General features: G+C 61.2%; 20 protein-coding genes. 6 read left to right on the forward strand and 14 right to left on the reverse strand.

Features of this window, described 5'->3' with window-relative positions:
- The first annotated feature begins 74 nt into the window (after positions 1-74).
- A complete protein-coding gene (locus QK296_RS06580; RefSeq protein ID WP_003188363.1) occupies positions 75-593 on the forward strand; it encodes an acyloxyacyl hydrolase in 519 nt (172 codons plus the stop codon).
- Between the two features lie 108 nt (positions 594-701).
- Here QK296_RS06580 and QK296_RS06585 read toward each other — a convergent pair whose 3' ends face one another.
- From QK296_RS06585 to QK296_RS06640, 12 genes are all read right to left on the reverse strand, one after another.
- Complete coding sequence (locus QK296_RS06585) at positions 702-1,004, reverse strand: YkgJ family cysteine cluster protein (RefSeq protein ID WP_003188364.1); 303 nt, start codon at positions 1,002-1,004, stop codon at positions 702-704.
- A 54-nt stretch (positions 1,005-1,058) separates the two neighbouring features.
- Positions 1,059-1,550, reverse strand: a complete 492-nt coding sequence (locus QK296_RS06590) for a DUF2878 domain-containing protein (RefSeq protein WP_034134408.1) — start codon at positions 1,548-1,550, stop codon at positions 1,059-1,061.
- Positions 1,543-2,814, reverse strand: a complete 1,272-nt coding sequence (locus tag QK296_RS06595; RefSeq protein WP_020302482.1) for a cyclopropane-fatty-acyl-phospholipid synthase family protein — start codon at positions 2,812-2,814, stop codon at positions 1,543-1,545. Before QK296_RS06595 ends, QK296_RS06590 begins: the two co-directional genes overlap by 8 nt.
- A complete protein-coding gene (locus tag QK296_RS06600) occupies positions 2,801-3,610 on the reverse strand; it encodes a DUF1365 domain-containing protein (protein ID WP_003188369.1) in 810 nt (269 codons plus the stop codon). The genes QK296_RS06595 and QK296_RS06600 overlap by 14 nt, the downstream gene beginning before the upstream one ends.
- Positions 3,607-4,854: an FAD-dependent oxidoreductase gene (locus QK296_RS06605; protein ID WP_169855835.1), complete on the reverse strand. Its 1,248-nt coding sequence runs from the start codon at positions 4,852-4,854 to the stop codon at positions 3,607-3,609. The genes QK296_RS06600 and QK296_RS06605 overlap by 4 nt, the downstream gene beginning before the upstream one ends.
- The gene (locus QK296_RS06610; protein WP_003188373.1) at positions 4,851-5,633 is read right to left on the reverse strand and encodes an SDR family NAD(P)-dependent oxidoreductase; all 783 of its coding nucleotides are present in this window, start codon (positions 5,631-5,633) and stop codon (positions 4,851-4,853) included. Before QK296_RS06610 ends, QK296_RS06605 begins: the two co-directional genes overlap by 4 nt.
- Complete coding sequence (locus QK296_RS06615) at positions 5,630-6,052, reverse strand: nuclear transport factor 2 family protein (RefSeq protein ID WP_282390716.1); 423 nt, start codon at positions 6,050-6,052, stop codon at positions 5,630-5,632. The genes QK296_RS06610 and QK296_RS06615 overlap by 4 nt, the downstream gene beginning before the upstream one ends.
- The gene (gene phrB / locus QK296_RS06620) at positions 6,045-7,487 is read right to left on the reverse strand and encodes a deoxyribodipyrimidine photo-lyase (RefSeq protein ID WP_094775123.1); all 1,443 of its coding nucleotides are present in this window, start codon (positions 7,485-7,487) and stop codon (positions 6,045-6,047) included. Before phrB ends, QK296_RS06615 begins: the two co-directional genes overlap by 8 nt.
- Complete coding sequence (locus tag QK296_RS06625) at positions 7,488-8,417, reverse strand: MerR family transcriptional regulator (RefSeq protein ID WP_003188377.1); 930 nt, start codon at positions 8,415-8,417, stop codon at positions 7,488-7,490. It abuts the gene before it with no gap.
- 3 nt (positions 8,418-8,420) lie between these two features.
- Positions 8,421-9,380 (reverse strand): DUF523 and DUF1722 domain-containing protein, encoded by a 960-nt coding sequence (locus QK296_RS06630; protein WP_032893647.1) that lies wholly within the window; start codon positions 9,378-9,380, stop codon positions 8,421-8,423.
- Positions 9,381-9,492: 112 nt separating this feature from the next.
- Positions 9,493-9,708 (reverse strand): TIGR02450 family Trp-rich protein, encoded by a 216-nt coding sequence (locus QK296_RS06635; protein ID WP_003188381.1) that lies wholly within the window; start codon positions 9,706-9,708, stop codon positions 9,493-9,495.
- Positions 9,705-10,691 (reverse strand): FAD-dependent oxidoreductase, encoded by a 987-nt coding sequence (locus QK296_RS06640; RefSeq protein ID WP_003188383.1) that lies wholly within the window; start codon positions 10,689-10,691, stop codon positions 9,705-9,707. The genes QK296_RS06635 and QK296_RS06640 overlap by 4 nt, the downstream gene beginning before the upstream one ends.
- A 212-nt stretch (positions 10,692-10,903) precedes the next feature.
- Between QK296_RS06640 and QK296_RS06645 the strand changes: the two genes are divergently transcribed.
- A complete protein-coding gene (locus QK296_RS06645) occupies positions 10,904-11,803 on the forward strand; it encodes a TIGR01777 family oxidoreductase (protein WP_034134402.1) in 900 nt (299 codons plus the stop codon).
- A 14-nt stretch (positions 11,804-11,817) separates the two neighbouring features.
- Positions 11,818-12,843: a ferrochelatase gene (gene hemH, locus QK296_RS06650; protein ID WP_282390718.1), complete on the forward strand. Its 1,026-nt coding sequence runs from the start codon at positions 11,818-11,820 to the stop codon at positions 12,841-12,843.
- 534 nt (positions 12,844-13,377) lie between these two features.
- Here hemH and QK296_RS06655 read toward each other — a convergent pair.
- Both QK296_RS06655 and algW read right to left on the reverse strand, forming a co-directional pair.
- Positions 13,378-15,471: a TonB-dependent siderophore receptor gene (locus QK296_RS06655; protein WP_282390719.1), complete on the reverse strand. Its 2,094-nt coding sequence runs from the start codon at positions 15,469-15,471 to the stop codon at positions 13,378-13,380.
- Positions 15,472-15,583: 112 nt separating this feature from the next.
- Entirely contained in the window at positions 15,584-16,744 is a 1,161-nt protein-coding gene (gene algW, locus QK296_RS06660; RefSeq protein ID WP_003188388.1) for a Do family serine endopeptidase AlgW, read from the reverse strand.
- A 101-nt stretch (positions 16,745-16,845) separates the two neighbouring features.
- Between algW and QK296_RS06665 the strand changes: the two genes are divergently transcribed.
- The 3 genes from QK296_RS06665 (at position 16,846) to cysN (ending at position 20,848) form a co-directional block, all read left to right on the forward strand.
- Complete coding sequence (locus QK296_RS06665) at positions 16,846-17,604, forward strand: Nif3-like dinuclear metal center hexameric protein (RefSeq protein ID WP_003188389.1); 759 nt, start codon at positions 16,846-16,848, stop codon at positions 17,602-17,604.
- 418 nt (positions 17,605-18,022) lie between these two features.
- Positions 18,023-18,940, forward strand: coding sequence for a sulfate adenylyltransferase subunit CysD (gene cysD / locus QK296_RS06670; protein ID WP_016971196.1), 918 nt, complete (start codon positions 18,023-18,025; stop codon positions 18,938-18,940).
- Positions 18,941-18,949: 9 nt separating this feature from the next.
- Complete coding sequence (cysN, locus tag QK296_RS06675; protein WP_003188392.1) at positions 18,950-20,848, forward strand: sulfate adenylyltransferase subunit CysN; 1,899 nt, start codon at positions 18,950-18,952, stop codon at positions 20,846-20,848.
- Positions 20,849-20,943: the final 95 nt, after the last annotated feature.

A 20,943-nucleotide genomic window follows, 5' to 3' on the forward strand; every position in this document is an offset into this window, starting at 1 on the left:
TGGCTATGCGTCGGCTTCTATAGCCCGTTAGCCTGTACATAACCCAATTATTCCGTTTGCAAAGGACGTTTCACATGAAGCGCTTGTTCTGTTTGGCTGCGATTGCGGCCGCTATGTTGGGACACTCTGTTTCAGCCCAGGCCACCGGCCTGGAGTTCGGCTTGGGCAGCACCAGCGATTCGACGCTGACCTACCGCCTGGGCCTGACCTCCGATTGGGACAAAAGCTGGATGCAGAGCAATGTCGGCCGACTGACCGGCTACTGGAGCGGCGCCTATACCTATTGGGAAGGGGATGACCGTGCGGGCGCCAGCAGCCTGTCGTTCTCGCCGGTATTTGTGTATGAGTTTGCCGGCGAGTCGGTCAAGCCCTACATTGAAGCCGGTATCGGCGTGGCGTTGTTCTCTCGCACTCGGCTGGAAGACAACAACATCGGCCAGTCCTTCCAGTTCGAAGACCGCCTGGGTTTCGGCCTGCGGTTCAACGGCGGGCATGAAGTGGGCATTCGTGCCACGCATTATTCCAACGCCGGCATCAGCAGCAATAACGATGGGGTAGAGAGCTACTCGCTGCACTACACCATGCCGTTGTAATGCACTGTAGGAGCGAGCTTGCTCGCGAAGAACCTCAACGATAACGCAGCGAATCAGGTTTAATGCGGCGTTCTCAGGTTTTTCGCGAGCAAGCTCGCTCCTACAGAATCAGCGGTAGGCCGTGGTAATACCTTCACGCTCTTCAAGGCATTCCGGCGCCCCCATCTCGAACTCCCGGCAAATCAGCGGCCGCAGCTCATAAATCGTGCACATCATCGTGTCGCGGTCCAACGCTGCGCACCAGCCGTCGTCCAGGCGCAGCATCACCTCACCGCCCCAATCGTCGGTATCGATAAAGCGTTGCGGCACGCCAGTGTCGGTGATCAGCATGACTTCCAGCTGGCAGCAACAGGCCGCGCACGTCGAGCAGGTGACGGGTTCGGTGATTTGAATGTGAGGGATGTTGGTCATAGGCGCGCAGTGTAAGGCAAGTGCGCTAGACGCGTATGAATGCTCGGACGGGCGTCAATGCTCCAGCCTCTGCGCAATCCTGTGCAACAGCGGAAAGAGCATGGCCCATAACAGCGCCAGGCCGATCAGTGTTGGGATGGTGCCGTACCCAAAACTCACACCCGCCAATTGGCTGCCGGCGTAATAAGACAACGGCCCGCCCACCGCGCCTAGCAGGCTGGCCAGCCACCAGGGCTGTGCGCTCCAGGCCAGGCAATGCCGCAAGGTGGTGGCCAGCAAGGCCCATAACAGTATCAGCCACAGCGGAATCAATGGCCCCGGTGTATTGAACTCAAACACGCCCAGCCCGCGCAGTGCCGTATCGACCAGGGTGCCCAGCACCGTCACGGCCAGAATCACTTGCCCCTCTCTGGTCCATGAACTTATCCACAGAAGATGGACGCCCAGCGCCGCGATACCAATCAGCAGCCAACGGCTATCGCCGCCGAGCACGCAGACAAACCAGCCGCACTGAAACAGCACGGCATTGGCCAGGGGTTTAAGCACTGAAACGCCCGAGCAGCGGTGGATTGATCGCCGCCGGTTTGGCCAGCAGCAACTGTGCGGTGCCGATGGTGCGCTCCATAAAGCCGCCTTCGCAGTAGCACAGGTAAAACTCCCACAGGCGCAGGAAGTACTCGTCATAACCCAGTTCCGCAAGACGGCCATGGGCGCGGCGAAAATTCTCATGCCACAGGCGTAGGGTACGGGCGTAGTGCAGGCCGAAGTCTTCCATGTGCAGCAGGTTCATGTCGGTGTCGCGGCTGACGATTTGCAGCATGTTTTGCACACAAGGCAGCGCGCCGCCGGGGAAGATGTAGCGCTGGATAAAGTCGACGCTACGCTTGGCCTGTTCAAAGCGCTGTTCACGTATGGTGATGGCTTGCAGCAGCATCAAGCCGTCGGGCTTGAGCAACTGGGCACATTGTTTGAAATAGGTGGGCAGGAAACGATGGCCCACCGCTTCAATCATTTCGATCGACACCAGTTTGTCGTACTCACCGGTGAGGTCGCGATAATCGCTCAGCAGCACCGTCACTTGGTCTTGCAGGCCCAGCGCCTCAATACGCTGCGCGGTGTAGGCGAACTGTTCCTTGGACAGGGTCGTGGTGGTGACCCGACAACCGTAATGCTGCGCCGCATACAACGCCATGCTGCCCCAGCCGGTGCCGATTTCCAGTAGATGGTCGCTGGGCTTAAGCGCCAGTTTCTGGCAGATGCGCGCCAACTTGTTCAGTTGTGCCTGTTCCAGGGTGTCATCGGGGGTCAGGAACTGCGCCGCCGAGTACATCATCGTGGGATCGAGAAATTCTTCGAACAGGTCGTTGCCCAGGTCGTAATGGGCGGCGATGTTTTTTTGCGAGCCTTTGCGTGTGTTGCGGTTGAGCCAGTGCAGGCCCTGAGTGAACGGCCGGGCCAGGCGAGCCAAGCCACCCTCCATGGCGTCGAGCACCTCCAGGTTGCTGACCATCACCCGCACCACGGCGGTGAGGTCGGGACTGGTCCAATAACCATGGATAAACGCTTCGCCGGCGCCGATCGAGCCATTGGCCGCCACCAGCCCCCATACCGCCGCGTCGAGAATCTGGATCTCGCCCAGCAGGTGCGCTTCCCGTGCGCCGAAGACTTGCCGCTCGCCATCCTCGATGATCACCAACTGGCCGTGGCGCAATTGGCTGAGCTGGCGCAACACGCCTTTGCGCAATAGCGCAGCGGTCATGCCGTTGACGTTCAGGCGGTTAGCCTTGACCGATAAGCTAGGGGATTTCATGGCGGCGATCCTTGGTATACCCGACTGCGGTGCGAGAGGCGCCATCGGCGGCCTGGTGGGAAAAAATCGGTGTGCGTTTGAGCAGCAGGCGCAAAGCTTGCCAATAGATTGCAAGGCCGGTCTTGGCGGTCATCCAGGGAAAGCGCCACAAATAGCGATGCAGGCTGGCGCGGCTCAGTGCCTGTTTTTCCAGGCTCAAGGTGGCATCGAAGACTTTTTGTGTGCCTTGCCAATCGGCCATGTGCACGCCGAGCCTGGCGGCGGGTGGGCTGAAACTCATGCGGTATTCCAGGCCGCGAGGCAAAAACGGCGACACATGGAAGGCCTTGGCCACGGCGAAGTGCTGGTGCTCATCGGCGCCCAGTGCCTGGGCGGGCAGCACGTAGTGATAGCGCTCGCGCCATGGGGTGTTGGTCACTTCACACAGGATCGCGGCCAGTTGCCCGTCAGCCTCGAAGCAGTAGAAGAAACTCACCGGGTTAAAAGCCAGGCCCCAACTGCGGGCCTGGGTCAGCAGGCAGATAGCGCCCTGGGGTGTTTGCCCCAGGGCCTTGCCGACTTCCTGGCGCACGGCATCGCTCAGGCTCATGCCGTGGCGCGTGAATTCACGCAGGTAATCCTGCTGGCGGAAACCGAAAGGCGCCAGGCGACCCGTGCCGGCCAGCGGCGAAAGCCCCAGTACTTCATCCTCTTCACTGAGGTCCAGGTACAACAGGCCGATGCGGTAGCGAAAGGCGTGGGCCTTGGGCGTAAACCGGCGATGGGCGATCCAGCCGCTGTACAAGGCGCTGTTCACAGGGTTTCCCCAAAAGCCTGGGCCACGCGCAGGGCGCTGACCACGCCATCTTCGTGAAAGCCGTTGGCCCAGTAGGCCCCGCAGTAAAAGGTATTGCGCACGCCGTTCACTTCTTCCCAGCGTGCCTGCGCCGCCACTGCGGCCAGGCTGTATTGCGGATGCGCGTAGGTGTAGCGCGCCAGGATCTTCAGCGGGTTGATCATCGGCGTCTGGTTGAGGCTGACGCAAAAGGTAGTGGCGCTGTCGATGCCTTGCAGGATGTTCATGTCATAGGTGACGGCGGCCTGTTGTTGCACGTTGCCCGTCAGCCGATAGTTCCAGCTGGCCCAGGCCAGTTTGCGGTCGGGCAGCAGGCGTGTGTCGGTGTGCAGCACCACGTCGTTGTCGGCGTAGGGCAGGGCACCGAGGATCTGCTGTTCGGCCTGGCTGGGGTCATCGAGCAAGGCCAGGGCCTGATCGCTGTGGCAGGCGAACACCACGCGGTCGAAGGTTTCGCTGCCGGCCGGGCTGTGGATAACCACACCCTCGTCGCTGCGTTGCACCTTATGCACAGGGCAGTTGAGCCGTATCTGTTCGCGAAAGCTGCGGGTCAGCGGCTCGATATAACAGCTGGAGCCGCCTTCGATCACGCACCATTGCGGGCGGTTGCTCACCGAAAGCAAGCCGTGATTCTTGAAGAAGCGCACAAAAAACTGCAGCGGAAACTTGAGCATATCGGCCAAGGACATCGACCAGATGGCCGCGCCCATCGGCACGATGTAATGCCGGATAAACCTGGGGCCATAGCCGCCAGCGGTGAGGTAATCGCCCAGGGTCATGTCGGCGCTGATGCGCTGCTCTTGCAAGTCCAGGGGCGCCTGGCGATTGAAGCGCAGGATATCGCGCAGCATGCCCCAGAACCCCGGCGACAGAATATTGCGGCGCTGGGCAAACAGACTATTGAGGTTGTTGCCGTTGTACTCAAAGCCGGTGCTTTGGTCGCACACCGAAAAGCTCATCTCGGTGGGTTTGAACCTGACCCCGATTTGCTCCAGCAAGCGGATGAAATTCGGGTAGGTCCAGTCGTTGAACACAATGAAGCCCGTGTCCACCGCATAGCTTTTGCCGTCGACCGTCACGTTGGCCGTGTGGGTATGCCCGCCAATGCAGTCACTGGCTTCAAACAGCGTAATGTCGTGGCGACGGCTGAGCAGGTAGGCGCTGGTCAGCCCGGCGATGCCGCTGCCGATAATGGCGATCTTCACAGGTCGTCCTTCTTCGGTGGCGGGCTGCGCAGCATGCGTTTGCCGATGATCAGTTGCGCGCGGTTGGGCAGCTTCGACAGCGGCCACAAGGTGGCAATGAACAGGGCCGGAAAGGCGATTTCCAGCGGGCGTTTTTCCAGCTTGGCGAAGATGTGTTTCGCGGCTTTGTCGGCCGGCCAGCTCAGGGGCATCGGGAAATCATTGCGCTCGGTCAGCGGCGTGTCGACGAAGCCTGGGCTGATCACCGTGACATCGATGTTTTCTGGCGACAGGCCAATACGCAGGGATTCGAACAAGTAACGCAGGCCGGCCTTGGACGCGCCGTAGGCTTCGGCGCGAGGCATGGGCAGGTAGGTCACGGCGCTGGCCACGCCCACCAGATGCGGGGTACGCCCGGCGCGCAACAGCGGCAGCGCGGCCTCGATGCAATAACTGCTGGCCAGCAGGTTGGTGCGCACCACGTGCTCGATGATCGAGGCGTCAAATTGCCGGGCGTCCACGTATTCGCAGGTGCCGGCGTTGAGGATCACGGTGTCCAGTGAACCCCAGACCTCGCTGATACGCTCACCGATCTCGCGCACGGTCTGGCTGTTGGTCAGGTCGCCGGCCACCACCAGCACCTGGCCTGGATAACGAAGGGCGAGGGCATCTAGCGGGCCTTGGGTGCGGGAACTGAGGGCCACGTGGGCGCCGCTGTCGAGCAACTCCACGGCCAGCGCGGCACCGATACCACTGCTGGCGCCGGTCAGCCAGTAACGACGGGGCGGTGTAAGGCTCATCCCATTCTCCTTTTCAGCCAACGAATAACGCGACCCAGTAGGGGGACATGTTCATAGAGCAGGGCGCCGGCATCGAAATAGTCGCGATGGCGGTAAACCTTGTCGTGCCACATCAAATGGGAACAGCCTGGCACCTCGATCACCTGGCCGCCGGCCAGGCGTGGGTGACGAAAACGCATCGTCCAGCGCAGGTAGCCCTCGCCTTCGGCCACGGTATCGAAGCCGTGGAAGTCAAAATTCAGCTCGCTGACGTTGCTGTACAAGTCGGCAAAGTAACGCCGCAACGCTGGCAGGCCCTGAACTTCATGCAGGGGGTCGGCGAAGGCGACGTCCTCGCTGTACAGGCGGCCGAGCAGGTGCAGGTTGTGCTTGTCCAGCGTGGCGAAGGTGGGGGCGAACTGGCGCAGGAAGTCACTCATGTTCGGCCATCTCCTGACGCGAAGGCAGCCGGCGAAATGCGGCCAAGGCGCGCTCGCGAGACTGTTTCAAATCGACGATGGCACGCGGGTAATCCGCCACCCCGAACAGTCCGCCAGCCGCTTCGGGGTTGTGCACTTGTTTTTTATTCAGCGCGGCCAGTTCCGGGAGCCAGCGTTTGATGAACACGCCGTCGCCGTCGAATTTTTCCGATTGGCTCAGTGGGCTGAATATCCGGAAATACGGCGCCGAGTCGGTGCCGGTGGACGAACTCCACTGCCAGCCGCCATTGTTGGCCGCCAGATCACCGTCGATCAGGTGGCGCATAAAGAAGCGCTCGCCTTCGCGCCAGTCGATTAGCAGGTTTTTGGTCAGGAACATCGCCACCACCATGCGCAGGCGGTTGTGCATCCAGCCGGTTTCCAGCAGTTGGCGCATGGCCGCGTCGATGATCGGCAAGCCGGTGCGCGCCTGTTGCCAGGCGGCCAGGTCTTCGGGCGCCTTGCGCCAGGCCAGGGCTTCGGTTTCCGGGCGGAACGCGCGGTGGCGGGAAACCCGTGGGTAGCCGACCAGGATGTGTTTGTAGAACTCGCGCCACAGCAGCTCGTTGATCCAGGTGATGGCGCCGATGTCGCCGCTTTCGAACTCGCCCTGGTTGGTTTGCAGCGCGGCGTGCAAGCACTGGCGCGGCGAAACCACTCCGGCGGCCAGGTAGGCAGAAAGCTGACTGGTGCCGGGCTTGGCCGGGAAGTCGCGTTCATCCTTGTAATAGCTGATCTGCTGATCGGCGAAGGCATCGAGGCGACGGCGCGCTTCGTCTTCACCCGCGGGCCAGAGGGCACGCAAGGTTTCGCTGGGTGTTGGGAACCCTTCTACTGCCGTCGGCACAGGGTCGCTCTTCACGCCAGGTTCGGCCTGGGCCTTTGGCGTCGGCACCACGCGGGGCAGGGCGCTGTGCAGGCGGCTGTAGCAGACCTTGCGGAACTGGCTGAACACCTGAAAGTAGGTGCCGGTCTTGGTCAGCACGCTGCCCGGCTGGAAAAACAGTTGGTCCAGGTAGCTGTGGAAGGTCACGCCGTCAGCTTCCAGGGCCTGGGCCACGGCGCTGTCGCGGCGGCTCTCGTGAATGCCGTATTCCTCGTTGACGTGTACCGACTCCACCGACAGCTCGCGGCACAGTTGGCTTAGCACCGTCGGCGCCTGGTCCCAGGTCGCGGCGTGGCGGATTAACAGCGGGATGTTGAGGTTGCCCAGTGCCTGGCTCAGGTGCTGCAAGTTGCGCAGCCAGAAATCGACTTTGCACGGCGCGTCATCATGCGCCTGCCATTGCTCGGGCGTGATCAGGTAAACAGCCGCGACGGGGCCGCGCTGGCTCGCGGCCGCCAGGGCAGTGTTGTCGTGCAGGCGCAAGTCGGTGCGCAGCCAGATCAGATGCATTCAGACAATTCCACGCTGGATCAATAATTGATGGGCCGACAACAGGTCCTCGGCCACGGACAACTCAGGGTTGTCCTGGGTTAATACGCCCAACTCGGCGTGGTGGATGCACACCGTTGGTCCGGCAATCACCGTGGGGCAACTAATGCCGCCCAACAGTTTGCTGAGTGCCGGCACCTGCAGGGCCTTGCTCGAATACAGCAGCACCGCACGCGGTTGCAGGTGTTCCACCGCCAGGGCCAGTTCGCCGACCGGCAGTGGCCAATCGAATACTTCCACCGGGCAATCGGCACTGCTGGCCAGCCAGGCGCTGAGCCACAGGTGGGGTTCCAGGGGCAGGTCGGAATGATTGACCAGCAACAGCGGCGCGCCGTGGAGTTGACGATTGTTGTGATAGATCCGTGCGCCGAACTTGCTGCGCAACCAGGACAGGAAGAACACCCGCTCCATCTGCGCGCCGAACTGGCCCTGCCAGCGCTGTTCCAGCTCGTTGAGCAGCGGCAGCATCAATTGCTCGCACAAGGTGCGCGGCGGGTACAGCGCCATGGCCTGGTTGAACGCGTCATCGACCCGGCGCTCGGCCAGTTCACTGATGGCACTCACCAAATGCTGGCGCAGGCTCTGCCACTCGTTTTCCATCGGCTCCGGGCTGCCTTGGGCGGAGTCGATCAGCCCTTTGACCTGGCTGACCGGCACGCCGCGATTGAGCCAGGTGAGAATGGCCTGGATGCGTTGCACATGTTCGGCGCTGAACAACCGATGCCCTTTGGGCGTGCGCTGGGGCACGATAAGGCCGTAGCGACGCTCCCACGCGCGCAGCGTCACCGCATTCACGCCGGTCTGGCGCGCCACCTCGCGGATCGGCAGCCAGCCGTTTTCCAAGGCCAGGGCGAGGTCTTCGCCGGGTTCGTCGAGCAGGGCAGGTTTCATGGGTTAGATCGCATTACGCAGGCTGAGGTTTTCCGGGTGCGGTTGCAGGTAGGCCTGCTGCGCGATGTAGCGGTCCGGGTGTTGGCGAAAGTGGTGCTTGAGCAGGGTCAGCGGCACCACCAGCGGCACGATGCCGTGGCGGTATTGGCCGATAACGGTCTGCATTTCCTGTTTGTCATCGGCGCTGATGGCCTGCTTGAGGTAGCCGCTGATGTGTTGCAGCACATTGGTATGGGTGCCGCGAGTCGCGCATTTTTTCAGGCCCGCCATCAGTTCGCTGAAATAGCCGTCGGCCAAAGCTTGCAGGTCAATGCCCTTGCCCATGCTGCCGAGCAAGTGGCCCAGGCTTTTGTAATGCGCCGGGCTGTGGGCCATCAGCAGGTACTTGTAGCGCGAGTGAAACGTCAGCAAGCGGTGACGGGTAAGGCCGTCGGCCAACAGTTGCTGCCAACTGGCGTACACGAACACGCGGGTGAGGAAGTTTTCCCGCAGCACCGGGTCGTTCAGGCGACCGTCTTCTTCCACCGGCAGGTTGGGGTGGCGGGCACAAAACGCCTGGGCGTAAATGCCGCGCCCGCCACCGTCGACGGGCGTGCCGTTGTCGCGGTAGACCTTGACCCGCTCCAGGCCGCAGGACGGTGACTTTTGCATGAAGATGTAGCCGCACAGGTCGGTATGTTCCCGGGCCATTTGCTGGCCGTAGTCGTCCAGTGGCTGCGTGACATTGAGCGCGGGGTTTACGCTGCCCACAGCCTGCGGATGGTCGGGGTCACCGACCAGGCGGATTGCTTGCCGAGGAATGCCCAGGCCGATGGCAACTTCAGGACACAACGGGACAAAATCGAAATAGTCACTGAGGGTCTGGCTGCATAGCAGGGACTGTTTATGACCGCCATTGAAGCGCACGTTCTCACCCAGAAGGCAGGCGCTGATGGCGATCTTCGGTTTCACATGGCTGGACATAAGCAAACCTCTGCAAGAATCCTGTACAAGCTACAAAGCTTGTACAACTAAATCTCATCATAGGCTCGATGTTGTACAAGTCAAATAATTTGTACAGGTTTGTGCGGCCGCGTTATTTCCAGCCGATTTTCCAGTCCTCAGCGTTTTTCAACGTCTCCCAGGGCAGGCGTTCAGCGCGCCGGGTGAGGATGGCTTGCAGTTCGATGTCCAGCACCGTGCCCTCTTCGTCACGGAACAACTCGGTGACCAGGAAGTGTTTTTCCTTGTGGCGAGGATGAGCTGCCGTCCATTTTGACAGCAGCAGTTTGGCGGGGTTGATGCGGTTCATTGCAGGTGCTCGATCAAGCGTCGTGCCGCTTCCTGGCCACTGAGCCAGGCACCTTCCACCCGACCGGACAGGCACCAGTCGCCGCAAACGAACAAGCCCAGGTCGGCGTCGGCCAGCACACCGAACTCATGGCTGCTGGAGGGGCGTGCGTAGAGCCAGCGATGCGCCAGGCTGAACGACGGCGCGGGCATGGCGCTGTGCAGCAATTCGGCAAAGGCGCCGTGCAGGTGTTCGATCACCGCTTCCTTGGACAGGTCCAGATGGGCCTTGCTCCAGGCGCTGGTGGCGTGCAGTACCCAGGTGTCGAGGGTGGTATCGCGCCCGGGCTTGCTGCGGTTGCGCGCCAGCCAGTCGAGGGGGCTGTCTTGCACGAAGCAGCCCTCCATCGGCGTATCCAGGGGCTTGTCGAACGCCAGGGCGATGGTCCAGGTCGGGTCCATTTTCACCCCGGCGGCGGCGCTCGCGAGCTTGGGCGCGGCGGCCAGCAGGGCGGTGGCTTGGGGCGCCGGCGTGGCAATGATCACGTGACTGAAAGGGCCGTGATTGCCGCCGTCCGCGTCGAGCAGGTTCCAATGCTGCGTGCCCTGGAAGACTTCGGTGATGCGGCAACCGAACTCCACCGGCAAGTCGTCGAGCAGGGCGCGAGTGATGGCGCTCATGCGCGGCGTGCCCACCCAGCGGATCTGCTCATCGGGGGACGGCGTCAATTGCCCGGACTTGAAGTTATACAGCTGGGGCTTCCACTGCTCGGCCCAGCCGTTGCTCTGCCAGCGCTGCACTTCGTTGACGAAGCGCCGGTCGCGGGCGGTGAAATATTGCGCGCCCATGTCCAGCGCGCCGGCGTCGCTGCGCTTGCTGGACATGCGGCCACCGCTGCCGCGGCTTTTATCGAAAAGTTGTACTGCGTGCCCGGCGTCTTGTAACGCTCGGGCGGCGGAGAGACCGGCGATGCCGGTACCAATGATCGCGATGGGAACAGTCATGGGAGGCCTCGTTTTACCGTTGGGTACAGACTACGCCGACACCAATAGCTGTACAATATTGTTTTTTGGTATAAGTTTTGGCGTGCCTGATTGTGTGGCGTGACCTATGGTTAAGCTAAGGCTTAAACCCCCGTCACGCTCCATTATCAAATTGATCCCTGCTTATAAAATAGACCAGTGAGCGGCGGCGAACGTTACATGAGGAGAGTCCCATGCATATTTTGCTGACCGGCGGTACCGGCTTGATCGGTCGCCAACTCTGCAAGCACTGGCTCGCACAAGGCCATCGCCTGACGGTGTGGAGCCGGCAACCGGAAACGGTCGCCCAGGTGTGTGGTGCGCAGGTGCTCGGGGTGGCGCGTTTGCAAGAGGTGATTGGCGCGGTGGACGCGGTAGTCAACCTGGCAGGCGCGCCTATCGCCGACCGGCCTTGGACCCACAAGCGCAAGGCGTTGCTGTGGAGCAGTCGCATTCACCTCACCGAAACCTTGCTGGCCTGGATGGAAAGTCTGGAGCAGAAACCGGCGGTGCTGATCTCCGGTTCTGCGGTGGGTTGGTACGGCGACGGCGGCGAGCGCGAACTGACCGAAGCCAGCGGCCCGGTGCTGGATGACTTCCCCAGCCAGTTGTGTATCGCCTGGGAGGAAACCGCCCAGCGTGCCGAAGCCTTGGGCATTCGTGTGGTGCTGGTGCGTACGGGGTTGGTGCTGTCTGCCGAGGGCGGCTTTTTGTCGCGCCTGCTGCTGCCGTTCAAACTGGCGCTGGGCGGGCCGATTGGCAATGGGCGGCAGTGGATGCCCTGGGTGCATATCAAGGATCAAATCGCCCTGATTGATTTTCTTCTGCACAAGCAAGACGCCAACGGTCCTTATAATGCCTGCGCGCCACACCCGGTGCGCAACCGCGAATTTGCCAAGACCCTGGGCCAGGTGCTGCACCGCCCGGCGTTCATGCCGATGCCGGCATTTGCGTTGAAGGTTGGCCTGGGCGAGTTGTCCGGCTTGTTGCTGGGTGGGCAAAAGGCTTTGCCTGAACGGCTGCAAGCCGCAGGTTTCACTTTCCAGTTCACTGAGTTGCGTGCGGCTCTGGACGACTTGTCCAGCCGCCTCTAAAGATAGGATGTTGCATGACCGATCACGCGTTGTTACTGGTCAACCTGGGTTCGCCAAAGTCCACTTCAGTGGCCGATGTGCGCAGCTACCTCAATCAGTTCCTGATGGACCCTTATGTGATCGACTTGCCGTGGCCGGTGCGGCGCTTGCTGGTGTCGCTGATCCTGATCAAGCGCCCCGAGCAATCGGCCCATGCCTATGCGTCGATCTGGTGGGACGAGGGTTCGCCGCTGGTGGTGCTGAGCCGCCGCCTGCAAAAGCAGATGACTGCGCAGTGGACCCAGGGCCCGGTGGAACTGGCGATGCGTTATGGCGAGCCGTCCCTGGAAACGGTCCTGACACGCCTGGCCGCCCAGGGTATTCAAAAAATCACACTGGCGCCGTTGTACCCGCAGTTTGCCGACAGCACCGTCACCACGGTGATAGAGGAAGCCAAGCGAGTGGTGCGCGACAAGCAACTGAATGTGCAGTTTTCGATCCTGCAACCGTTCTACGATCAGCCCGAATACCTGGATGCGCTGGCGGCGAGTGTGCGCTCTTATGTAGAGCAGGATTACGATCACTTGCTGCTCAGTTTCCATGGTTTGCCTGAGCGTCACCTGACCAAGCTTGACCCTACTGGCCAGCACTGCTTCAAGGACGCCGATTGCTGCAAGAACGCATCCCCCGAGGTGCTTGCCACCTGTTATCGCGCGCAGTGCTTCAGCGTGGCGCGGGACGTGGCCGCGCGGTTGGGTTTGCCGGAGGGTAAATGGTCGGTGGCGTTCCAGTCCCGCCTGGGCCGGGCCAAGTGGATCGAACCCTACACCGAGGCGCGCCTTGAGGCATTGGCCCAGCAAGGCGTGAAGAAGCTGCTGGTGATGTGCCCGGCGTTTGTCGCCGATTGCATTGAGACGTTGGAGGAAATTGGTGATCGCGGTCGCGAGCAATTTTGTGAAGCGGGGGGGGAGGAGTTGGTGTTGGTGCCTTGTCTGAATGATGAGCCGCAGTGGGCGGCGGCGCTTAATACACTATGCGAACGGGCGCCGGTTTCATTGTAATCGAGCCCTGCGGTGAGCCAGTTGTGGGAGCTGGCTTGCCTGCGATGGCGGCCTGACAGCCGACGCCCAGCTACCTGACACCCCAACGATCCTAGTGTGGGAGCTGGCTTGCTCGCGAAGGCGGCCTGACAGTCAACACAGTTGGATGGTGTACATATCCATTGCTGCGGTAACGGCTGCTTAGGGTTCCGCTCTGACAGCGGGTCACTTTTGGAAGGACCCAAAAGTAACCAAAAGGTCCTCGCCCCACCACTCGGCACCTCGCCTAGGCTCGGTGTGCCCGAACGCAGGCTTGAATCCGTGGGCCGCCGCCACGCGCCATCCATGGCGCGGGGCGGCTAACCCGGCGTCCTGCCGGGTTACCCACGAATTCAAGCCTGCGTTCGGCCAGCGTGGTTTGACGGGGCGCCTAAGATCAAAAGCAGATCAAGATCAAAAGCGGCTCGCTTCGCATCGTGGTTACCGTTGATTGCGACAGCGTTGTGTCGATATCTATGGCTATCGCAGGCGAGCCAGCCCACAATTTGACTGTATTTACAGATTAAGGGTCATGCTAACCGTGAAGTTGCGCGGCTCGCCGGGGTTGACCCAATAGTTGCTATAAGACCGCTCGTAATACTTTTCATTGAACAGGTTGTTGAGGTTCAGCCCCACCGTCACGTTCTGCGTGGCCTTGTAATGGGCCAGCAAATCCACGGTGTGGTAGGCGGGCAGTTCGAAGCCTGTGCCGGCTTCGCCTGAGCGGTCACCTACATAGGTGAACGCTGCGCCCAGGTCTGAGCCACGCAATGCGCCGTCCTGGAATTCATACACGCCCAACACACTGCCGCTGCGCTTGGCCACGCCGAGAATGCGGCTGCCCGTGGGGATGGTTTTGTCGCCCTTGGTCACTTCGGCGTCGATGTAGGCCAAGGCGCCGATCACGCGCACGGCGTCGGTCACTTGCCCGGTTACTTGCAGGTCGAAGCCCTGGCTGCGGGCCTTGCCCATGGCGCGGTTGAGGTTGGTCGCCGGGTCCAGGGTCAGCACGTTTTCCTTTTCGATATGAAAGGCCGCAAGCGTAGCGCTGAGGCGGTCGTCAAACAGCTCGCTTTTGATTCCCACCTCGTAACCCACGCCTTCTTCGGGCTTGAAGGACTTGCCGCCGGCATCCAGGCCGCTATTGGGCTTGAACGAGGTGGAGGCGTTAGCAAAAACGCCGACTTCTGGCGTGAGCTGGTAGAGCAGGCCGGCACGTTGAGTGAAGGCGTCGTGGGTTTGGCGGCTCTTGGCGTGGTTGCGGGTGAAGTCGTCGGTGCTTTGTTCGAAGTGTTCCAAGCGCGCACCGATCATGCCGCGCAGGCGGTCGGTGAAGATGATCTGGTCTTGCAGGTTCAGCGCGTGGCTTTTGGTTTGTTCGAAGAAGTCGGTGCCGGAGCGTTTGCCGTTGGGTTTGGGCTGGCCATACACCGGCTTGTAGATGTCGATGGGATAGTCCCCAGCGATCGCCGTCACACGCTCTTTCTTGCGGTAATCCTCGTATTCGGTACCGATCAACAGTTCGTGTTGCCAACTGCCTATATCGAACACCCCGCGCAGTTCCAACTGGGTGATGCTGTCGTGCCAACCGGTGGAGCGTTCACGGTAACGGCGGTTGACGCTGTGGCCGTCTGGGTTCAGCGCACGGCTTTCCGAAGCATCGCCCCACAGGCTGCCCTGTTTGTAATGACTGGCCAGACGCAGTTTCCAGGCGTCGTTGAGGTGGTGTTCCAATGCCGCCTGAATGCGGTTGTTGTGGTTGCGGATATTGCCGTCGTTGGGCTCGCCGAGGAAGGTGGAATGGGACATGCCGGTGTTGGCGACGATGCCCCGGTCGAAGGTGGAGCTGTGGCGCACGAATTCGCTTTCCACCAGCAGCGTGGTGTCCGGGTCCAGTTGCCAACTGAAGGAGGGCGCGACGAACACGCGCTTGGCGTCGACGTGATCGCGAAAGCTGTGGTTGTCTTCAACCGCCAGATTCACTCGCGTCAGCACGCGCCCCTCGCTGTCCAGCGGCGTATTCACATCCAGCGCGGTGCGGTAACGGTCCCAACTGCCGGCGCTGGTCTGCAGCGTGGTGAAGGCCTCGGGCTGGGGTTTCTTGGTGACGATATTCACCGTGCCGCCGGGATCGCCACGCCCATAGAGGCTGGCGGCGGGGCCCTTGAGCACTTCGATGCGCTCGATATTCGCTGCGTCCGGGGTGCTGGGGTAACCACGGTTGGCGCTGAAACCATCCTGGTAGAACTCGGACGTGGTGAAGCCGCGCACGCTGTATTCGTAGAGGGTCAGGCCGCCGAAGTTGTTTTGCTTGGACACACCGCCGGCGAATTCCAGGGCGCGTTCAACGCTGGTACTGCCCAGGTCTTTGAGTACCGTGGCCGGAATCACGCTGATCGACTGCGGGATGTCGCGCAAGGCCGTGTCGGTCTTGGTCGCACTGGCAGAGCGGGTGGCACGGTAGCCGTCGACCGGACCGGTAGCGGATTCATAGGCGTCGGAAGTGACGCTGATGGTGTCCAGCTCCAGGGTGTTTTCGTCGGCGTAGGCAGGGTCGAGCAGCAAACCCAGGGCCAGGCCGGCCAGGGGCACAAACTTTCGAGACGGCATGATAGAGCGTTCCAATAGCGATATTGAAACAATATAACATGCCTAATGAGAATGAATCGCTAAGAAATATGGCCTTACAAGCGCCCGTGAACGGGCGCTTGGGTCGCGACGGTTATTGCTCTTCTTTCACTGGCGCGGTCGCCGGTGGTGGGCGCAGGCCGATTTCCGCCGACAGTTTGATCTCCTTGCCGTTGCGCATCACCAGGATCGCCACCTTGTCGGTCGGCTTGATCCGAGCCACCTGGTTCATCGACTTGCGGCCATCACCCGCCGGGGCGCCGTCGATGCTGAGGATCACATCGCCCAGTTGCAGGCCGGCCTTCTGCGCCGGGCCGTCGCGGAAGATCCCCGCTACCACGATGCCTGGACGCCCGGTCAGGCCGAATGATTCGGCCAGTTCCTTGGTCAAGGGCTGTACTTCAATGCCCAGCCAGCCGCGAATCACCTGGCCGTGCTCGATGATCGACTTCATCACTTCCATCGCCAGCTTCACCGGGATGGCAAACCCAATGCCCTGTGAACCGCCGGACTTGGAAAAAATCGCGGTGTTGATGCCGGTCAGGTTGCCATTGGCGTCCACCAGCGCACCGCCGGAGTTGCCGGGGTTGATCGCCGCGTCGGTCTGGATGAAATCTTCGTAGCTGTTAAGGCCCAGCTGGTTGCGCCCGGTGGCGCTGATGATGCCCATGGTCACCGTCTGGCCCACCCCGAACGGGTTGCCGATGGCCAGCGCCACATCGCCCACGCGCAAACCGTCGGAGCGGCCGAGGGTGATGGCCGGTAGGTTCTTCAGATCAATCTTGAGTACCGCCAGATCCGTTTCCGGGTCGCTGCCCACCACGCGGGCCAGGGTTTCGCGGCCGTCACGCAGGGCCACCACGATCTGGTCGGCGCCGGTGGTCACGTGGTTGTTGGTGAGGATGTAGCCCTCGGGGCTCATGATCACACCGGAGCCGAGGCTGGATTCCATGCGGCGCTGCTTGGGGCCGTTGTCACCGAAATAGCGGCGAAATTGCGGGTCTTCAAACAACGGATGCGCGGGCTTGTTGATGACCTTGGTGGTGTACAGGTTGACCACCGCCGGCGCGGCAATGACCACGGCATCGGCATAGGTCACCGGGCCCTGCACCACCGTGTTGGTCTGCGGCGCCTGTTGCAGGTTCACATCCAGTGTGGGCAGGCCCACCCACTGGGGATAACGCTGGATAATCAGCATCGCGATCAGCACGCCAGCCAACAATGGCCATCCAAAAAAACGCAGTGCCTTGAGCATCAAGTAAGTCCTGACAGGTTGCAGGGGGCGCGAGAGCGCCCATAATGTCGCGCATTATACGAGGCTGCGACGCCTGCGAACGGGATATTTAGGAGTCTTTTATGGCCGTGCCCCTTACTACCCTCGTCGAGGAAGCCGACCGCTACCTCGGCAGCGCCAAAATTGCCGATTACTGCCCCAATGGCCTGCAGGTCGAGGGCCGGCCCCAAGTGATGCGCATCGTCAGCGGCGTGACCGCCAGCCAAGCCCTGCTGGACGCCGCCGTCGAAGCCAAGGCCGACCTGGTGCTGGTGCACCACGGTTATTTCTGGAAGGGCGAAAACCCCTGCATCACCGGCATGAAGCAACGCCGCCTCAAAACCCTGCTCAAGCATGACATCAGCCTGCTGGCCTACCACTTGCCCCTGGACCTGCACGCCGATGTCGGCAACAACGTGCAACTGGCTCGCCACCTGGACATCACCGTCGAAGGCCCGCTGGACCCTGGCAACCCCAAAGTCGTCGGCCTGGTCGGCTCCCTGGCCGAGCCCCTGTCACCCCGCGACTTCGCCCGCCGCGTGCAGGACGTGATGGGCCGCGAACCGCTGCTGATCGAAGGCAGCGAAATGATTCGCCGCGTCGGCTGGTGTACCGGTGGCGGCCAGGGCTACATCGACCAGGCGATTGCCGCCGGTGTCGATTTGTACCTGAGCGGTGAAGCGTCCGAACAGACCTTCCACAGCGCCCGGGAAAACGACATCAGCTTCATCGCCGCCGGCCATCACGCTACCGAACGTTATGGCGTGCAGGCGTTAGGCGACTACCTGGCGCGGCGCTTTGCCCTGGAGCACCTGTTCATCGACTGCCCCAACCCGATCTAAAGCACAGCACTGAACACTGTGGGAGCTGGCTTGCCTTAATGCCAGTCAGTTAAGCGTGCATCGCTCTCTGTAGGAGCGAGCTTGCTCGCGAAAAACCGCAACGATAACGCGTGCTTCCTGAATGAACGCGGCGCCTATGAGTTTTTCGCGAGCAAGCTCGCTCCTACAAAAGCCTTAACTGACTGGCATTATGGCTTGCCTGCGATGGCATCACCTCGGTCAGCCTGAATGAGCACGGCGCCTGTATCGCAGGCAAGCCAGCTCCCACATTGAGCGAGTTGGGCGCCAAACTCGGCGGCATATTCATATATCGTTTCGGTCTAGCTGGCTCCCTAAATAGAAGAAGTTGCTGTGCTAGCATGCCTCGCTCGAACACGGCCCGCTGGCCGTCCATAAGATCGTTTTTCCGTGAGTAACCATGGTCGACAAACTGACGCATCTGAAACAGCTGGAGGCGGAAAGCATCCACATCATCCGCGAGGTCGCCGCCGAGTTCGATAACCCGGTGATGCTCTACTCGATCGGTAAAGACTCCGCCGTGATGCTGCACCTGGCACGCAAGGCCTTCTTCCCAGGCAAGCTGCCGTTCCCGGTGATGCACGTCGACACCCGCTGGAAATTCCAGGAAATGTACAAGTTCCGCGACAAGATGGTCGAGGAGCTGGGCCTGGACCTCATCACCCACATCAACCCCGATGGCGTGGCGCAGAACATCAACCCGTTCACCCACGGCAGTGCTAAGCACACCGATATCATGAAGACCGAGGGCCTCAAGCAGGCGCTGGACAAGCATGGTTTCGACGCCGCATTCGGCGGTGCCCGTCGCGATGAAGAGAAATCCCGTGCCAAAGAGCGCGTGTACTCGTTCCGCGACAGCAAGCACCGTTGGGATCCAAAAAACCAACGCCCGGAGCTGTGGAACGTCTACAACGGCAATGTCAACAAGGGTGAGTCGATCCGCGTGTTCCCGCTGTCCAACTGGACCGAGCTGGACATCTGGCAGTACATCTACCTTGAAGGCATCCCGATTGTGCCGCTGTATTTCGCCGCCGAGCGCGAGGTGATCGAGAAGAACGGCACGTTGATCATGATCGACGACGACCGCATCCTCGAGCACCTGTCCGACGAAGACAAAGCCCGCATCGTCAAAAAGAAAGTACGTTTCCGCACCCTTGGCTGCTACCCGTTGACGGGGGCGGTGGAGTCCGAAGCCGAGACGCTGACGGACATCATTCAGGAAATGCTCCTGACGCGAACTTCCGAGCGCCAGGGCCGTGTCATCGACCACGATGGTGCCGGCTCGATGGAAGATAAAAAACGTCAAGGCTATTTCTAAGGGGCTGTCATGTCGCATCAATCTGATTTGATCAGCGAGGACATCCTCGCCTACCTGGGCCAGCACGAGCGCAAAGAGATGTTGCGCTTCCTGACCTGCGGCAACGTCGATGACGGCAAGAGCACCCTGATCGGGCGCCTGCTGCACGACTCCAAGATGATCTACGAAGATCACCTGGAAGCCATTACCCGCGATTCGAAAAAATCCGGCACCACCGGTGACGATATCGACCTGGCGTTGCTGGTCGATGGCCTGCAGGCCGAGCGTGAGCAGGGCATCACCATTGATGTTGCCTACCGCTATTTCTCCACCGCCAAACGCAAATTCATCATCGCCGATACCCCCGGCCATGAGCAGTACACCCGCAACATGGCCACCGGTGCGTCCACCTGTGACCTGGCGATCATCCTGATCGACGCTCGCTACGGCGTGCAGACCCAGACCCGTCGTCACAGCTACATCGCCTCGTTGCTGGGCATCAAACACATCGTGGTGGCCATCAACAAGATGGACATCAACGGCTTTGACCAAAGCGTATTCGAGTCGATCAAGGCCGATTACCTGAAGTTCGCCGAAGGTATCGCGTTCAAGCCGAGCACCCTGGCCTTCGTGCCGATGTCGGCGCTCAAGGGCGACAACGTGGTGAACAAGAGCGAGCGTTCGCCCTGGTACACCGGCCAGTCGCTGATGGAGATCTTGGAGACTGTCGAGATCGCCAATGATCGCAACTACACCGACCTGCGTTTCCCGGTGCAGTACGTCAACCGCCCGAACCTGAACTTCCGTGGGTTTGCCGGCACCCTGGCGAGCGGCATCGTGCACAAGGGCGACGAAGTGGTGGTGTTGCCGTCGGGCAAGAGCAGCCGCGTCAAATCCATCGTCACCTTTGAAGGTGAGCTGGAACACGCAGGCCCAGGCCAGGCCGTGACCTTGACCATGGAAGACGAGATCGACATCTCTCGTGGCGACCTGCTGGTGCATGCCGACAACGTGCCGCAAGTGACCGACGCCTTCGACGCCATGCTGGTGTGGATGGCCGAAGAACCGATGCTGCCGGGCAAGAAATACGACATCAAACGCGCCACCAGCTACGTGCCGGGTTCCATCACCAGCATCGTGCACCGCGTGGACGTAAACACCCTGGCCGAAGGCCCGGCGAGTTCGCTGCAGCTCAACGAGATTGGCCGGGTCAAGGTCAGCCTGGACGCCGCCATCGCCCTGGACGGTTACGACAGCAACCGCACCACCGGCGCGTTTATCGTGATCGACCGCTTGACCAACGGTACAGTGGCCGCGGGTATGATCATCGCACCGCCGGTGGGTCATGGCGGCGCAGCGCAGCACGGCAGCCTGGCGCATGTTGCCACCGAAGAGCGCGCCCTGCGTTTCGGCCAGCAGCCGGCCACGGTGTTGTTCAGCGGCTTGTCGGGCGCTGGCAAGAGCACCCTGGCCTATGCGGTTGAGCGCAAGCTGTTCGACATGGGCCGTGCGGTGTTCGTACTGGATGGCCAGAACCTGCGCCACGACCTGAACAAAGGGTTGCCGCAGGACCGTGCCGGGCGTACCGAGAACTGGCGTCGTGCCGCTCATGTGGCGCGCCAGTTCAACGAAGCCGGCCTGCTGACCCTGGCGGCCTTCGTTGCCCCGGATGCCGAAGGCCGTGAACAGGCCAAGGCGCTGATTGGTGCGGACCGACTGCTGACCGTCTACGTGCAGGCATCGCCGTTGGTGTGCGCCGAGCGTGACCCGCAAGGGTTGTACGCGGCCGGTGGGGATAACATCCCTGGTGAATCCTTCCCGTATGACGTGCCGTTGAATGCCGACCTGGTAATCGACACTCAGGCGTTGTCGCTGGAAGACAGCGTCAAGCAAGTGCTGGAGCTGTTGCGTCAGCGCGGCGCGATCTAAACCTCGCAGCCATCAAAAAGCCCGCCATCGATCACTCGGTGGCGGGCTTTTTACATATTCTCAAATGTGGACTCGATCACTGTGGGAGCTGGCTT

This window comes from Pseudomonas sp. AL10 (assembly GCF_029960685.1).
Lineage (GTDB): Bacteria > Pseudomonadota > Gammaproteobacteria > Pseudomonadales > Pseudomonadaceae > Aquipseudomonas > Aquipseudomonas lactis.

Coding starts and splice junctions, on each gene's coding strand:
- QK296_RS06580 (WP_003188363.1), top strand. CDS start 75: ATGAAGCGCTTGTTCTGTTTGGCTGCGATTGCGGCCGCTATGTTGGGA.
- QK296_RS06585 (WP_003188364.1), bottom strand. CDS start 1,004: ATGACCAACATCCCTCACATTCAAATCACCGAACCCGTCACCTGCTCG.
- QK296_RS06595 (WP_020302482.1), bottom strand. CDS start 2,814: ATGAAATCCCCTAGCTTATCGGTCAAGGCTAACCGCCTGAACGTCAAC.
- QK296_RS06610 (WP_003188373.1), bottom strand. CDS start 5,633: ATGAGCCTTACACCGCCCCGTCGTTACTGGCTGACCGGCGCCAGCAGT.
- QK296_RS06615 (WP_282390716.1), bottom strand. CDS start 6,052: ATGAGTGACTTCCTGCGCCAGTTCGCCCCCACCTTCGCCACGCTGGAC.
- phrB (WP_094775123.1), bottom strand. CDS start 7,487: ATGCATCTGATCTGGCTGCGCACCGACTTGCGCCTGCACGACAACACT.
- QK296_RS06625 (WP_003188377.1), bottom strand. CDS start 8,417: ATGAAACCTGCCCTGCTCGACGAACCCGGCGAAGACCTCGCCCTGGCC.
- QK296_RS06630 (WP_032893647.1), bottom strand. CDS start 9,380: ATGTCCAGCCATGTGAAACCGAAGATCGCCATCAGCGCCTGCCTTCTG.
- QK296_RS06635 (WP_003188381.1), bottom strand. CDS start 9,708: ATGAACCGCATCAACCCCGCCAAACTGCTGCTGTCAAAATGGACGGCA.
- QK296_RS06640 (WP_003188383.1), bottom strand. CDS start 10,691: ATGACTGTTCCCATCGCGATCATTGGTACCGGCATCGCCGGTCTCTCC.
- QK296_RS06645 (WP_034134402.1), top strand. CDS start 10,904: ATGCATATTTTGCTGACCGGCGGTACCGGCTTGATCGGTCGCCAACTC.
- hemH (WP_282390718.1), top strand. CDS start 11,818: ATGACCGATCACGCGTTGTTACTGGTCAACCTGGGTTCGCCAAAGTCC.
- QK296_RS06655 (WP_282390719.1), bottom strand. CDS start 15,471: ATGCCGTCTCGAAAGTTTGTGCCCCTGGCCGGCCTGGCCCTGGGTTTG.
- algW (WP_003188388.1), bottom strand. CDS start 16,744: ATGCTCAAGGCACTGCGTTTTTTTGGATGGCCATTGTTGGCTGGCGTG.
- QK296_RS06665 (WP_003188389.1), top strand. CDS start 16,846: ATGGCCGTGCCCCTTACTACCCTCGTCGAGGAAGCCGACCGCTACCTC.
- cysD (WP_016971196.1), top strand. CDS start 18,023: ATGGTCGACAAACTGACGCATCTGAAACAGCTGGAGGCGGAAAGCATC.
- cysN (WP_003188392.1), top strand. CDS start 18,950: ATGTCGCATCAATCTGATTTGATCAGCGAGGACATCCTCGCCTACCTG.